This is a genomic window from Variovorax sp. 10N432, assembly GCF_056394465.1.
The window spans coordinates 1-14,332 of sequence record NZ_JBFTHX010000027.1; the positions used below are offsets into that span (position 1 = coordinate 1).

Sequence of the window (14,332 nt, forward strand, 5' to 3'; positions counted from 1 at the left end):
CCGCGCCCTCAAAGACCGAACATCAAGCAAAGCAAGAAAGGAGGAAACAGCTACAGTTATCCACAGTCGGCAACCACGATGCCGGCTCCCATCCCCGGGTCAAAGTTCAACCGGCAGGGTGGGTCAAAGTTCAACCGGCGCCGACATGCAGATCGACCAGACGGTGCCGTTGAACTCCTGTCCGAAGAGGTTGGCCTTGCGGCCGTCTTCGCCGTGCTCGTCGATGTACTCCTTGGCCGCGATCAGCATGCCGCCGGACCCGCAGCAGGGGTCATAGATATCGTGGGCCAGCGTCGGTTTGATCAGCCGCACCATCATTCGCACCACCGAGCGCGGCGTGTAGAACTCACCGCCCTTCTTGCCGGCCGAGTCGGCGAACTGCCCGATCAGGTACTCGTAGGCGGCGCCGAGCAGGTCGGGGAATTCGAAGTCCTCGTTGCGCAGGCGATAGATGCCAAAGTGCGTGATCAACTGGCGCAGCTTGATGTCCGGGATCTTGCTCTGGCCTACCTTGCGGGTGAAGTCGATGTGCTCCAGCACGTCATACAGGCTGGTGTTGGCCGTCTCGATGCCGGTCAACGCCTTGTTCAGGGCGTCTCCGACGTTCTGGTGGGCGTCGTTGACCAGGTTGGCGTAGCGCGACTGCGGCGGCACCCAGAAAGAACCTTCGGTTTTGTACCAGCGCGAGTTTTCGGCGGATCGCTTCGCTTCGGCATCGCTCTTGCCGGCGTCCTTTTCGAGCTTCACGACTTCATCGCGGCGTTGCTCGAACACGTCGGAACAGCGCTTGAGGAACAGCATGCCGAAGATGTACTCCTTGAATTCGGAGGCGTCCATCTTGCCGCGCAGGATGTCCGCGGCTTTGAAGAGGTGAGTTTCGAGTTGGGGAAGGGTTAGAGGCATTTGCTGGCAGAAACGGGCGGAATCGTCGCTCTTGCTCAACCCGGCGCACGCGCCTTCAGAGCAGAACTCTGAATCATAGTCACCTCGACCGTCGATTCCCAAATCTGCCCGGCAACTCTGGAATTCTTGGTCCATGACGGTCTACATGCAGCCGGTCGCTGCAACACCGGGTGTGGGGGCAAGCCGGCTCCAGGCTCATACGGAGCGTGCAGTGGGCAACGTACTCGTTGAGCCATCTCCATCTCATTGAGGAGGACACGCTTGGCGATGCCCAGCAGAGTGCACCGTCGCGCGGTCCGCGCGACGCTCTGGCATGGCTGATGTGCGGTAGCCAGGGCTGAAACAAAACCAAAAGGCACCATGCCCATCCATTACGACCTCAAGCGCAGCGGGACACAGTTCATGTTCAACCTGAAGGCCGCCAACGGCGAGACCGTTCTCACCAGCGAGCGCTACACGACCAAACAAAATGCACAGGGTGGTATTGCCTCTGTCAAGAGCAACGCCCCGCACGAGATGCGATATCGGCGACTGACCGCAGCAAACGGCCAAGCGTACTTCACTGTCCTGGCAGGGAACGGGGAAACGATCGGGACCAGCGAGACCTACTCGTCGCCCGCGTCCAGAGACAACGGCATCAACTGGGTCAAGCTGAATGCGCCGGGCGCACCGACGGTTGACAACACGTAGGTTTCCGAGGCTGGCCTGCTGACCAAGACGGTGCAGTCGCGCAGTCAGCTTGCAGGCCAGATTCTGGCACGAAGGGTAGTTCGAGTATCCCCAGACTTGGGCCTCTGCGGCCGCCAACGGCTACATTTGCCAGAGGAGAAGAACGCCGCATGCCTTGGCCAAGAAAAACCCCAGCAGCCGTACCAAAACCTACCGCCGCCGCCCCCGCCGCGCGAACCGCCAGGCAGGTCGAATCAGAACCCTATGCGCCAAAGTCGCGCGAGTGGAATTCTGAAGTTTTCGATCACATCGAATGGCGTCGCTTCGAGGCCCTTTGCGAAGCCTTGTACGGCCAAGCCGGTGTACGCACGGAATCACAGTCGCATGGTGCCGATGGAGGCGTGGACATCTGGCTATACCTTCAGCATGCAAGCAAGCCGATGATCGTCCAGTGCAAACACTGGTCTCGCAAGGTCGCCGTGGACGACGAACGCGCGTTCTTCGGCGTCCTGAAGTCCCACGATCTGGATCGCGGCATTTTTGCGACCAGCTCTACATTTACCGCCGACGCATCCGACTTCGCCGCCGCTCATGGGATCAGCGCTCAGAATCGCGCCGGGCTCCTGGGCCTGATCGCAAGCCGGACGCAGCAGCAACAGGCATCGTTGCTTGATACCGCGTACGAAGGTGAGTACTGGCGTCCGACCTGCGCGAGCTGCGGGGTAAAGATGGTCGTCCGAGAGCCAAAGGGCGGGGGCGCCTTGTTCTGGGGCTGCGTCAACTTTGGAAAGCTGCGCTGCAAATCCACGATCAAGTTGCGGGCCGCGGAGAGGCTAGTGCAGAGTGGCGTCGAGCTATAGCCCCGACCAGGCACAGTCAATCATGCGCTATTGGTGGGTCAACCAGAACCAAACGTATCGTCACGAAGTGCAAGGCGGCTACTTGTGGTCACCGAAGCGGAAGGCCAATCAGGCACGAAATCCCTTCTACGACTTCATGCGCGAAGTCGCACCGGGTGACGTCGTATTCTCGTTTGCAGATACTGTCATCTGCGCGATCGGCATCGCTGGCTCGCATGCCTATGAGGCACCCAAGCCGTTGGAGTTTGGCGTTGCGGGCGCCTATTGGGACAAAATCGGCTGGCGCATCGACGTGCGATTTACTGAACTTCACTCGCCGATCCGACCATCCGCACACATGGTCACATTGGCTCCGTTGCTGCCAGTCCGATATGCGCCGCTGCGTCCCAACGGAGCCGGCCTGCAGAGCGTGTACTTGACCCACATCCCGGATCGACTCGCGGCCGCGCTGATCGACTTGCTGGGCGCGGAGGCGCGTGATTTGGTGCTGGGCCATCGAGTAGCCGACGAACCTTCAATCGCTGGAGCCATCGGGCTGGTGGAATGGGAAGAGCACGAACTGAATCAAGTTCAGTCGGACCCGTCGCTGCAGGAGACGGAACGCCAAGCCATTGTGCTCGCGCGGCGGGGCCAAGGGCTCTTCAAGAAGCGTGTCATGGGTATCGAGCGCGCCTGCCGAATCACGGGGGTGAATCGCGAAGAGCACCTCCGCGCGAGCCATTGCAAGCCTTGGCGCGATGCCAGCCACGAGGAGCGACTAGATGGCGAAAACGGCCTGTTGCTCACGCCGACCGTCGACCACCTGTTTGACCGAGGTTTCATCGGCTTCGAAGATGACGGACAGGTGATCGTGTCGCCCGTGGCTCATCGGGAATCATTGGTGAGGATGGGGATCGAGCCAGAGCGTCCGCCAAACGTGGGCGGATTTTCCACTGGACAGAGACGGTTCCTGGAATTCCATCGTGAGAATGTGCTCCTAAAGTCCAGATTTTTGGATCGGTGACTGACCACCCGGATTTGGGGGAAGGCTGCTGCGTTGGCCGCGGAATGCGAACGCAGCGTCAAGGCCCAACAGTGCGGAGCGCGTCCCCATGATGCATCACCACCATCAGTTGCGCAGCAAACGAGACCATATGCTCGAATCTCATTCAGTATCGCCAGCCTTGAGGAAAGTAGTGCGATCGAGTCGACTTGCAAGACGCCCTGGCGCAATTTCTAGATGATGGAGTGGGCCACTCGAATCCAAACGGCGAGCGCGGACGGCCGAGTGTCCCGCAATGGCATCTTCTAAATACGCGTTGAGAATTTCTATGCGACTCGAACAACTCAGAGATAACACCATCGGCACAACTTCGGCCTGGATCCCATCGCTTGGAGATGGGCCTGAGTCGATGACGCATCTAACCTATTTGCAGTTTGCGAACCTCGCTTTCTATTACAGTGCGCAGCAGATCGAGCAACTTGAATTTTCCACTTTTCAGATTAATCAGGGCAATGCTACGCAAAATTCCGTGGCGCTGTGGTTCTTGTCGATTGAGGCCTACATAAATTCGATCCTGAGAATTTCCTGCCTGGTCGAAGGAGCATCCTTTGATGATCTAAAGAAGAGGGATTTTGATTCGCGTATTAGATCTTTATTCGACATATTGCAGGTTGATAAGATTCCTTTTTACTCTGGTCCTTTTCAAAAATTGGAAGAATTTAAGCGCTACAGGAATGAACTGTTTCACGACAGAACAAATGACAAGCCCATCGAATTTTATAAGACAGCCTTTAGCGGAAATCCTCTTTTTGCAAATCAGGTAGATGTCATGCAGGCGGCGGTAATTGCCATTCAAACATTCCATTCCTTCAGATATGTAATACCAAAATTGGATCTAATGCCGCAAATAAAGATCGATAAAGAGAACTCTTTTTTCTTCAGAAAACTGGATTTTTTATTCATCGAGGTGCTGGGTCCGTATTTCTCAAAAACACTTCATAAACACTCATTGACTTCCGATATCAACCTGTCTATTGAGACTCCTCAACTGGAGGAAGGCAAGATATTTTCGAAAGTCCCCGTTGAAATTCTGATGAATGCGGTTTCGGAGGAGGAATACTTCGTAACCCCCTCAAGAGAAAATACACACATCGGTAGAGATCTCTTCAATCGCGTTCGGGAAGGAGTGTCTTTTGACACGAAGCGACTGTTTGAAATTGGGGACTTTTACCGATAAGGGTTCGAATGGATAGTCAAGCCAAGCTCCAGCGGGAGCGCTATGTCCTCATCTTCGTAACAGGATGCCTTAGTAAGCGGCCGCGATTCCAGCGTATCAAAAATCCGGCGGCATTGCTGGAGTCCGGTTCGCTAGTCGCCACTCCTCTAGTCTTCAGCATTGAACATCGGTTTGCCCCCCGGCGCGATAGGCCCGCCAGATCGGCGATCTTGCGATCACTCAGGCTGTACAACCAGCGCACTTTCGCACGCTCAGCCAATGCCTCGGTCGGCTCCTGAGAGCACGAATCAGCTTCCCCCACACCGTCGGAATGATGCTTCAGCTACGTTTCCAGCCGATCCCTACACACCGGCATCCTTGTGCTTTGGTCGTTCGCCCGCCACACACGACCGTGAGCCAGACCTCCTTCAATGGACACCGGCCGCCTGGCATGTAACGATATGTTCCTCTGTACTTGAAGCCCGCGCGATCTGACCGGGCCAACTCATGGCCTCACTGAACCCCAGCCGACCCCTCATCGCGTTCACTTTGCTAAAGCAGTGCAGCGAACTGATGCACACCGACCTATTGGGAGGTGTAGCACTTCTGATTCGCCCGGTTGTCTCCGATCTGTCTGGTCGCATCTACGACTCGAAAATTCTGGCAGAGCGCCTTGCAGGCGCGTATGGAATCGACCTCCCATCCGAAGCCCTCGAAGACTTCACTCAGCGGCTGGTAGATAGCGGAATTCTACTTAGCGAACAATCCGAGGCGGGTGTGCGACGGGCCGTATACGCGCAACTCCATGCGCAAGCAGTTGAGGATTCGTCTGAAGAATTTCAAACGATTCTGGATGAGTTTGTAGAGCATGCCAGAAAGCTATTGCAGCGAAGCAAACACGAGTTTCAGGAGCAAGAGCTTCATACCGCTTTTTTGCGGCATCTCGCGACGCTTGATTTCTCAGCAATCCGTGCAAAGCCCGTGATAGCTCCAGAGGCCGACGGTAAATTAGTTGGACCATCTGCTAAAGATCAGCTGCAACTAAGCGATCAATTGCAGCGCGACGCAACGCTCGATGCGATCGTAGCCTCTTATGTCACTGGGCTTCATTCCGCTGGAGCCGATCGCCTTGCGCTACTGGCAAAGGTGGCCGACGGCGCTCTAGCCGCTGAGCTAGTCTTGGATCTCCAGGCCCCACATGCAGTCCCGAGATTAACCAGCACTACGGTAGTAATCGATACACCGTTGATTTTGTCGCTACTGGACCTTTCTTCGTCGCAGGACAAGGAGGATGCACGCCGCCTATTGTCGGGAATAACGGAGGCGGGCGCCAAGATAGCGGCGTTCGATCACTCGATCGAGGAAGCCGAGGGAGTTCTGAGCGCTACAAACAATGCCCGTGAGCGCGGAGATGCATATGGTCCCGCTATCTCGCGGCTCGGAAGCAGCACGTATAGAGCCTACTATGAATCTATGAGTGGCAAGGTTGCTTCAACTTGGCAGCAAAAACACCACTACGAAATAATTCAAGGGACCGCGACGCATTTCTACAAGAATTTCTCGGAAGGCGACGAAGAGGATCTGGTGTTACATCTTCGACATAGCCTTGCGGATCGAATACTGACACGCGAAAGGGATGCGAAATCCGTGGCTGAAACAATGCGTCGCTCAGGCGGTGCAAGGGTAAGCATAAATAGCCTAGCATCATGCCGATTCATGTTCGTCACCCCGAATAGCACTTTGTCACGAAGGGCAGGTGACTACCTGAGACTGCACAATTTTGTTCAAAAAGGCGATTTTTCTCCAATTGTGAACAATCGGTACTTGGCAGGGTTGTGTTGGCTCATTACCGGCGGAAAGGCTGACCAGTCACCGACTACTGCTCGACTACTTTCAAACTGCGCCGCTGCACTACAGTTGCGTCCGGAGATATCGCTTCGAACCAAGCGATTTCTCAAGGACATTGATCCAGAAATGGCGGCTCATTTCGAAGCCCTGATGACCAATGAGCGCGCCGCTCAGTATCTTGCTGAGGTCACATTTAATGATCCAAATCTAGTCACCGCAAACAACGTCGAGGATATCTACGCTGAAGTACAGAGAAGAGCGGCCGAAAGAGTTGGAAACGAAAAAGATGCCTTTTATGCAGAAAAACTCTCTGCTCTCGAGAATGAGAAGATCACCGCCAAAGCGATTGAGGAAAATATCAGAAGCCAACTCTTGAGCGCAAAATTGGAGGCTGAAAACACAAAAATTCAGGCAGACCGTTTACTGGCGAATACGCAGCAGTTGGCATCAGAGAATAGCAAGCAGAACTCAACGCTTTATGAGCAGCGATCGAGGATTGAGGTTTTGGAGAAGTCAATCTCTCAAATCGAAGCGGAAGCAGCGAAGCGTCTCGCCGAACTATCCACATACAGAACTGCGGCGCGAGCGTCGGCGGAGTTGCGCGCGAGTCGTTGGTCCAAGGGCATCAGAATTTCAGTGGCAATACTAATGTTCGTGCTCACGATCTCCTTGGGTTATCTTGATAAATTTATCCTGCCTGAGTTACCGATTCAACATCAGAAAATGGGGAACGCTTTTCTGGTTGGAGTACAAGCCTTTTTGAGCATCGTTGGCCTTTCCATTTTTACTGATTGGGCGGGCAAGCCTTTTGTCGCCCTCAAGAAGCGCATCTACAAGAATCGACTCGTTTCTCTTGGCATCCCAGATCGAGATTGAATGGGTTGCATTTCGAGCGCGACCAACTGTCCCGGACGGCGCGGCTGCTCGACCGCGCAGTCATATTCCGTGGTTAGCCGGCGGCGGTGCGTACCCACAGTGGTCCGGAGTTCACCAGCCGGGCCTTCATTAGCTGGGCGCAGACGCATGGCATCCGGCACATCCTGATCGAGCTGGCCGGCCCATACAGGCCGGCCCATACAGAACGGCTACATCGAGAGCTTCAACGGCAAGTTCCGCGACGAGTGCCTGAACGAGCAGTGGTTCGAGACGCTGCGGCAGGCCAGAGCGGCCATCGCAACAAGGAGGCAGGACTACAACGAGGTCAGGCCGCACAGCAGTTGCGGGCGTATGCCGCCGGCAAAGTTCGCGGAGCTGCATCGCTAGCGCGCTGGCGATGCAGCTCAATCCACTTCAACCACCACAGAGATCAAATAATCTTGCACCCGCGGACTTCCTCGCTATGAATGGTGAGGCGGGAGGGGGCAGGTCATTCTGAAGGCCGACCGCGAAGGAGCGAAGGTGCGGCGCATGACGCCGCGACGTGCCGTTACGTCAGGCTGCGTGTCTGGCTTTGCTCGGCGCCTTCTCCAACACCGCTTGGTTCGACCTGCGCAGAGGACCGCCCTTGGACGATGGTGGAATCGTCTCGGTGATGCCTTCAAACAGGACAGAAAGCGTGGTCCCGAGGCAGTAGCAGATCGATCCCAGAGTGAGTAGCGAGGGATTGATGTAGCCGCATTCGAGCTTGGAAATGCGGGAACGCTCCACCTCGGCTTCGAAAGCGAGCATCACTTGCGTCTTGCCTGATGCCTTTCGGATGCGTCGCAGGTTTTGCCCCATGGCGATGGTCAGGGGGTTCGGAACGCGGGGCGTCTTCTTGGGTCGAGTTCTAGTTTTCGGGGCTGTTGCGGTCACCATGGCCGCGAGACTCAAGGAATGTGCCTATGGAGGAAACGTCGTAAACGACACATAATCGACGCGTGTGCCTTTCGACGCACTCGCTTCACATCCACAAAAGGGGTATCAAAAGCCCCAGGGAGACGACATGAACCGCACGCCGAATTCTTCATTGCCATAGCGCCGCCGCTACGCACGGGCTGCTTCGCGACGCCGCCCCGCCCATCTCTCCACCTCTATCTCGCCAGGGCGGGACCGCACGCGTTCGCCCCTGCCTGTCGATGGAGCTCACCGTCTGACGGCACAAGCAAGGCGTCGACCTTGCCGCCAACTTGCGGTCCACGCATCCGCAGTGCGACGCCCCACGCCCGCACCACCTCACTTCGTCCATGGAGCCCCCGCTCCGTTTTCTTGCAACCCAGGGAGAAAAATCAATGACCAAGTCTGAAGAAATCTACATATATGTAGCGCCGTGGTGGGAATTTAGCCCGGTCACCAACAAGCTGCTGGTCAAGAAGGGCGTCAAGTACGACCTGGAGCACGTCGGCCGGGGCGATGTGATTGGTAGCCAAGCGGCAAAGGGGCCGAAATGAAAACAATCGACACAGACGCAGCGCGCTTCCCCCGCGCGAACGATCGAGCAGGTGATGGCGGCAGGCGTGGCCAGGGTGACCGCATCAGTGCGAAACAGCCTGCCTCTCCATTCCCGACCGCGCGCCCCCTCAGGCTCCCGCCGTCGCTCTACCTGCCGACCCCCAAGGCGAAGCCCACGCGCAGCGAACCCTCCGCCCTCGTTGGATCCCAGGTGAACCGCCTGCGCCGGGCTGCCGGCGTTACGGCCCTGGAGCTCACACAGCGCTCGGGCGTGTCCCGCTCCATGCTCTCGCGCATCGAGAACGGCCAGGTATCGCCCTCCGTCGAGACGCTGGACCGGCTGGCAAACGCCCTGGGCATTCCGCTTTCACGCCTCTTCGCCGACCACCGCTGGCACGCCGACTTCAGCCATGTGCCCTCAGGCAAAGGCCTTCGGGTCGATCGCCTGGGCACTGTCGCGGACTACCGCTACGAGCTGCTCGGCCATGTGCTCTCGGGCAACCTGTTCGTCGAGCCCTACCTGGTCATGCTTGAGGCTGACGCCCAACCCCATGTGACGTTTCAGCATCCGGGCCTGAAATTTCTGTATCTTCTTGCGGGCGCCGTGACCTATCGCTATGGCCCCAGGCGCGTGAAACTCCGCGTCGGAGATTCACTGCTCTTCGATGCCAGCGCACTACACGGCATCGAGGACATCGGCACGCTGCCGGTGTCGTACCTCTCCGTTGTCTTTACTTTGCGTGGCTAGGCATGAAGGGTTCTCGTGCGGCGTCACCGACAGCCGCACGAGGTCCCTGGATGAAAGCCTGGAACGAAGACTTGCTGGACAGCCTTGCGCATGCGAGTGATGGGCCAGACCTGTTCGAACGCATCGCCCAAGCGGCTCTTGATCTCGGCTTCGAGCGCTGCGCCTACGCGGTGCGGCTGCCGCTGCCGTTCGCCGAGCCCAGGTTCCTGACCATCGACAACCACGACCCTCGGTGGCGTGTTCGCTACCGGGAGGCGGGCTACATCCATGTCGACCCCATCGTTCAGCACGGTGTCCGATCCTGCCGTCCTGTCGTCTGGAGCGACCGTGTGTTCGCCGAGGCGCCCGCGCTCTGGAGCGACGCGCAATCCTTTGGCCTGCGCGTCGGCTGGTCGCAATCGTGCTTCGACCCGGAGGGTGCAGTCGGCGTGCTCTCGCTGACGCGTTCGCGCGAAGAACTCTCGCGACGTGAACTGGGCGCCAAGGAGCCTGCGATGCGCTGGCTCGTGAGCGTGGCGCACACCGTTCTCAGTGCTGCGCTTCGGCAGGGAAAGTCGACGACCTTTGCCCCGCTGAGCGCCCGCGAGCGACAAGTCCTCAGGTTGACGGCCGACGGACTGACATCGGGCCAGATCGGCAAGTCGCTCGGAATCTCGATCGACACAGCCAACTTTCATATCAAGCGTGTGAACAGGAAGTTGAAAGTTTCGAACAGGACGGCAGCGGTGGCCCGCGCGGCGGTGCTCGGGTTGCTGCGCTGAAGCCTGCGGCCGCGCACTTTGGGCTCCATCGCCACCTGATGCAGTAGCGTCCGTCTGCGTTGGCGCCACACGTCGCGCCGTTTCCGAGTTGCATGTGGCGCATTCCCCGATCATCTGGGGCGAATCCGGGCGATTTCCTCTGCAGTGCAAGACTTGAAGGGAGTGCGTGGGGCAGCGACGATCCAGGTCTCTTGCTTGAATTGAAGGACGACCGAACGCCATGCTTCACTTTCTGACACTCGGCCCCAGGGGTAGCAACCACGACTTCGTGCTGCAGCGCTATCTGCAGGCGCACGGCCTTGCAGGTTCGACGACCGTCGGCCGGATCGACGACTTCCACCATGGCGCGCGCGAGCTGGTCGCAGGTCGGGCCGACTACATGCTGCAGTGCGCGGTCCATCCGGATGCACCGGACATCACCGGCGGCTACCGCAAGTCGCTGTTCGTGGTCGACGCCTTCATATCGCCGAGCCGGCCGATGGCCCTGCTACGCGTGCGCGCATCCAGCGGCCAGCAACGACGGGTCGGCGTGCAACCGGCCACGCAACGCTATGCGGATCTCTCGTTCTGGCCGGTGGTGGTCGAGGAGCCGACGGTCTCGGCCGTTGGCGATGGCTTGCTGGCGGGCAGCTACGAGGCCGGCATCGCCTTCGCCTCCGTCGCCGACGAGCACCCCGAGGCCCTGGAGGTGGTCGAGCACATCGGCGCGGTGTGCGATGCCTGGATGGTTTTCGGTCGCCAGCCGCTGGACGAAGGCCGGACCATTGTCTGGACTAACAGTCCGGTGGCGCACCAATACGCGGCTGCGCTCGAAGGCCGCCCCGGCTGAGCGCGCGCTTCAGCCGCGACTTCTGCTGCTGTAGACGGTGTACAGGCCCGCTGCGGTGATCAACGCGATACCGAGTGCGGCCGCTGCCGTCGGCCGTTCGCCCCAGACGAAGTAGCCGAGCAGGATCGCCCAGAGGACGATGCTGTATCGGAAAGGCGTCACGGCCGATAGGTCCACGCCCCGGCAGGCTGTAATCAGCGCGTAGTTGCCGACCGCGGCGCAGATCGCGGCCGCGCATAGCAGGGCGGTCTCCAGCCGGGCCAATGGCTGCCAGGCGCCCTCGAACATTCCCAGCGCGAGGCCGGCAAGGCAGACGGCCGCGGTGGTCGCCAACGCGATCAGCACGGAGGGCATGTCTGCGGGCATGGCCCGGGTCAACAAGTCCCGCGCCGCCAGCGAAACCGCACAGAGCAGGGCGAGCGCAGCGCCCCAGCCCGACCAGGCGCTGGCCCCGAAGGGCTGAACGACGAGCAGCACGCCCGAGAATCCGATCGCGGCAGCCAGTATGCGAGTGGCCCCAGGCCTTTCCCACCCGAGCACCATCGCGCAGACGGTGATCATCAATGGCGCCGTCATCATGAACACGGTGACAGTCGCAAGGGGCGCCAGGGCCAGCGCTGCGACGGAGGTCGCGGCCGTCGTGATTTCAAGCAGCGAGCGCAATCCGACCACCGGGCTGAGCAGGCTGCGCCAGTTCTTCAACTCGCCCGCGTTGGCGGCGAGCGCCGCGACCATCGCCGTCGCGAACAGACCGCGCACCGCCATGATCTGCCCGGGCCGCAACTGATCCGTGGTGAGTTTCACGAAGGCGTCGTTGAGCGCGTAGCACGCCATGGCTGCGACCATCAGCAGGATGCCGCGCCGGTTTCGCGCAACGCTATCCATGGTCTTGAAAGCCCAGGGCCTCCAGTTGCGCGGCTGCCTTGAGGACCAACTCCTCGACTTCGTCGTCAGGATTCGACAACGCGATGATGGCGCCCCCGGAACCGATGGACACCTTGCCATCCGCACAGACGATCGTCCGGATCACGATGTTGAGCCGCGCGGCACCGTCCATGGAGAGATAGCCGATGCTGCCGGAGTAGATGCCGCGCGCAGCGGCTTCGAGCCCGTCGAGGATCTTCATCGACCTGCGCTTCGGCGCGCCGGTCATCGAGCCGCCGGGGAAGGCATGGCGGATGCAGTCGATCGCGGTCTGTCCGGCGCGCAGCTTCCCGCGAATAGTGCTGACCAGCTGGTGCACGGTCTTGTACGACTCGATGTGGAACAGCGCGGGCACGTGCACGCTGCCGACCTCGCAGACCCGCCCGAGGTCGTTGCGCAGCAGGTCGACGATCATCAGGTTCTCGGCGCGGGACTTTTCGTCGGCGGCGAGTCGGGCGGCCAGCTCTTCGTCCTCGGCAGTCGTGGTGCCGCGACGGCTGGTGCCCTTGATGGGCTTCGTCTCGACGTGGCCCCCTGCGCTGATCTGCAGGAAGAGTTCGGGTGACGCGCTGAGGACGGCCAGCGTCGGTGTCCTGAGGTACGCGGCGTACGGCGCCGGGTTTCGCGCACGCAGCCTCTGGTAGACCGCAAGGGTGTCGGCGTAGCCAAGGGCTACGAGCTGGTTGGTCAGGCACAGTTCGTAGCTTTCTCCTTGCAGGATCTCCTCCTGGCATTGGACGATGAGTTCGCGATACCTCGGCAGGTCGATCTGCCATGCCGGGTGCGCGAGCCACGCCGGGCTGGTGCCGATGTCGTTCGCTCCGCAGGGCGCGCAAGCCGAGAGCAGCTGTTGCGTCTCGTGCATCCAGGCGCGGTTCTCGTCTGACAACGCGTCGTCGTCGAGGCAGACGATCCATGTCTGCTGCTCGGCGTGGTCGAAGGCGATGAAGCGGTCCGCCAGGATCCAGACCGCGTCGGGCGTATGTGCATCGTGTGCATGCTCGCCGTCGAGTTCGCCCTTGAGCTCATAGCCGAAGTAGCCGACATACCCGGCCTTGAACTCGAAGGGCAGCGCCGGCCCGCTGGGCGTGCGTCCCTGGATGCGTTCGTCGAGATAGTCGAAGACGCTCTGGGTGCGAAGCTCGATTTCCGCGCCCCGGCGGATTTCCAGCCGCTGCACCCGCGATTCGTAGCTGATCACTTCGCTGCCGGGGCCGCTGGCGTCGCCCATGTACGAGAAGCGCGCTCCCTGGGGGTGGGCCTGGCTGCTGTCGAGCCAGAAGGCCTCGGTACTGGCAGCGAACCTTTGGCTGAAGATCGCCTCGGGATCGGGATAGTCGTCGAGGCACTGTGCGTGTATCGCCCGCGCGCCATCCTGTCGAGCCATCGACCACGGCCCGAGATCCGGGGCCGGATCGTGCGTGACGCCGCCGTGCTGCCACTGCTCGGTCAGGTCCCTGAAGTTCCTGAGCAATCTGGCGCCGAATTCGGTGCAGATCGATTCCGGATGGAACTGGACTCCCCACCAGGGCTTGTGCGCATGCCGCAGTGCCATCAGCGTTCCGTCGGGCGCCCAAGCGAGCCCTTCGAGATGCGGTGGCAGACGCCTGACCGCCAGTGAGTGGTAGCGAACCACGTTGAATGAGTCCGGAATCCCGCGAAAGAGATCGCGGCCGTCGTGGCTCACGCTGTCGATGCGTCCGTGCATGGGTCGAACCGCCAGGTCCACCGTGGCGCCGCAATGGTGCGCAATCGCCTGATGCCCGAGGCATACGCCAAGCACCGGCACCTCGGCATGGCGCAACACGTCGACGCTGACCCCGAGATCGGCGTGTCGCTGCGGCCGGCCCGGCCCGGGCGAGATGACGATGTTGTCGAAGTCCAGGGCCTGGATCTCGTCCCAGGTGATCTCGTCGTTCCTTGCGACGAAGGGCTCATGCCCGTTGCACGTCGCCAGATAGTGAAAGAGGTTGTAGGTGAACGAGTCGTGGTTGTCGATCAGCAGCGTGCGCATGAGCTCTTCTCCGGTCGGTAGAAAAAGCCCGATGGTTTGACGGCAGGGGAGGGTGCGCAACTGCTTGAACGGGTAGGCGTTTTTCCATTCACATGCAACCTCCAGCGTCGCATGCGCTTCGCAGCGGATTTCGTACGACACGCAAGAGTCGCATCCGCTGCAGAACTCGCCAAACATAGAGGCCTGGACGTACACCCGCAAAGGCCTC

Annotated in this window: 13 protein-coding genes and 1 pseudogene; 10 read left to right on the forward strand and 4 right to left on the reverse strand. The window is 59.8% G+C overall.

The genetic code is table 11. From position 1 onward, the window contains the following. Positions 1-123 precede the first annotated feature (123 nt). A complete protein-coding gene (locus AC1DF3_RS25835) occupies positions 124-1,038 on the reverse strand; it encodes a type I restriction-modification system subunit M N-terminal domain-containing protein (protein ID WP_478141298.1) in 915 nt (304 codons plus the stop codon). A gap of 225 nt (positions 1,039-1,263) precedes the next feature. On the opposite strand from AC1DF3_RS25835, the gene AC1DF3_RS25840 reads away from it, so the two are divergent. From AC1DF3_RS25840 to AC1DF3_RS25865, 6 genes and pseudogenes are all read left to right on the forward strand, one after another. Further along, positions 1,264-1,593, forward strand: a complete 330-nt coding sequence (locus AC1DF3_RS25840; RefSeq protein WP_478141299.1) for a YegP family protein — start codon at positions 1,264-1,266, stop codon at positions 1,591-1,593. 149 nt (positions 1,594-1,742) lie between these two features. After that, positions 1,743-2,432, forward strand: a complete 690-nt coding sequence (locus AC1DF3_RS25845) for a restriction endonuclease (protein ID WP_478141300.1) — start codon at positions 1,743-1,745, stop codon at positions 2,430-2,432. Positions 2,433-2,454: 22 nt separating this feature from the next. Then, positions 2,455-3,435 carry an HNH endonuclease gene (locus tag AC1DF3_RS25850; RefSeq protein ID WP_478141301.1) on the forward strand — a complete coding sequence of 327 codons (981 nt, stop codon included), beginning with the start codon at positions 2,455-2,457 and terminating at the stop codon, positions 3,433-3,435. A gap of 307 nt (positions 3,436-3,742) precedes the next feature. Continuing rightward, complete coding sequence (locus AC1DF3_RS25855; protein WP_478141302.1) at positions 3,743-4,651, forward strand: hypothetical protein; 909 nt, start codon at positions 3,743-3,745, stop codon at positions 4,649-4,651. Between the two features lie 486 nt (positions 4,652-5,137). Beyond that, a complete protein-coding gene (locus tag AC1DF3_RS25860) occupies positions 5,138-7,354 on the forward strand; it encodes a hypothetical protein (RefSeq protein ID WP_478141303.1) in 2,217 nt (738 codons plus the stop codon). A gap of 62 nt (positions 7,355-7,416) precedes the next feature. Further along, positions 7,417-7,741, forward strand: a pseudogene (locus tag AC1DF3_RS25865) (integrase core domain-containing protein); the annotation flags it as partial. A gap of 168 nt (positions 7,742-7,909) precedes the next feature. Here the strand turns inward: AC1DF3_RS25865 and AC1DF3_RS25870 are convergent. Next, a complete protein-coding gene (locus AC1DF3_RS25870; protein WP_478141304.1) occupies positions 7,910-8,197 on the reverse strand; it encodes a helix-turn-helix domain-containing protein in 288 nt (95 codons plus the stop codon). A 491-nt stretch (positions 8,198-8,688) separates the two neighbouring features. Between AC1DF3_RS25870 and AC1DF3_RS25875 the strand changes: the two genes are divergently transcribed. The 4 genes from AC1DF3_RS25875 to AC1DF3_RS25890 all read left to right on the forward strand — a co-directional run bounded on the left by AC1DF3_RS25875 (position 8,689) and on the right by AC1DF3_RS25890 (position 11,186). Further along, a complete protein-coding gene (locus AC1DF3_RS25875) occupies positions 8,689-8,847 on the forward strand; it encodes a hypothetical protein (protein WP_478141360.1) in 159 nt (52 codons plus the stop codon). 212 nt (positions 8,848-9,059) lie between these two features. Then, positions 9,060-9,596, forward strand: coding sequence for a helix-turn-helix domain-containing protein (locus AC1DF3_RS25880; RefSeq protein WP_478141359.1), 537 nt, complete (start codon positions 9,060-9,062; stop codon positions 9,594-9,596). Positions 9,597-9,646: 50 nt separating this feature from the next. After that, the gene (locus AC1DF3_RS25885) at positions 9,647-10,357 is read left to right on the forward strand and encodes a LuxR family transcriptional regulator (RefSeq protein ID WP_478141305.1); all 711 of its coding nucleotides are present in this window, start codon (positions 9,647-9,649) and stop codon (positions 10,355-10,357) included. A 220-nt stretch (positions 10,358-10,577) separates the two neighbouring features. Beyond that, entirely contained in the window at positions 10,578-11,186 is a 609-nt protein-coding gene (locus AC1DF3_RS25890) for a hypothetical protein (protein ID WP_478141306.1), read from the forward strand. Between the two features lie 9 nt (positions 11,187-11,195). On the opposite strand, the gene AC1DF3_RS25895 is transcribed toward AC1DF3_RS25890, so the two are convergent. After that, positions 11,196-12,071, reverse strand: a complete 876-nt coding sequence (locus AC1DF3_RS25895; RefSeq protein WP_478141307.1) for a DMT family transporter — start codon at positions 12,069-12,071, stop codon at positions 11,196-11,198. Beyond that, entirely contained in the window at positions 12,064-14,301 is a 2,238-nt protein-coding gene (pabB, locus tag AC1DF3_RS25900) for an aminodeoxychorismate synthase component I (protein ID WP_478141308.1), read from the reverse strand. Before pabB ends, AC1DF3_RS25895 begins: the two co-directional genes overlap by 8 nt. Positions 14,302-14,332 lie beyond the last annotated feature (31 nt).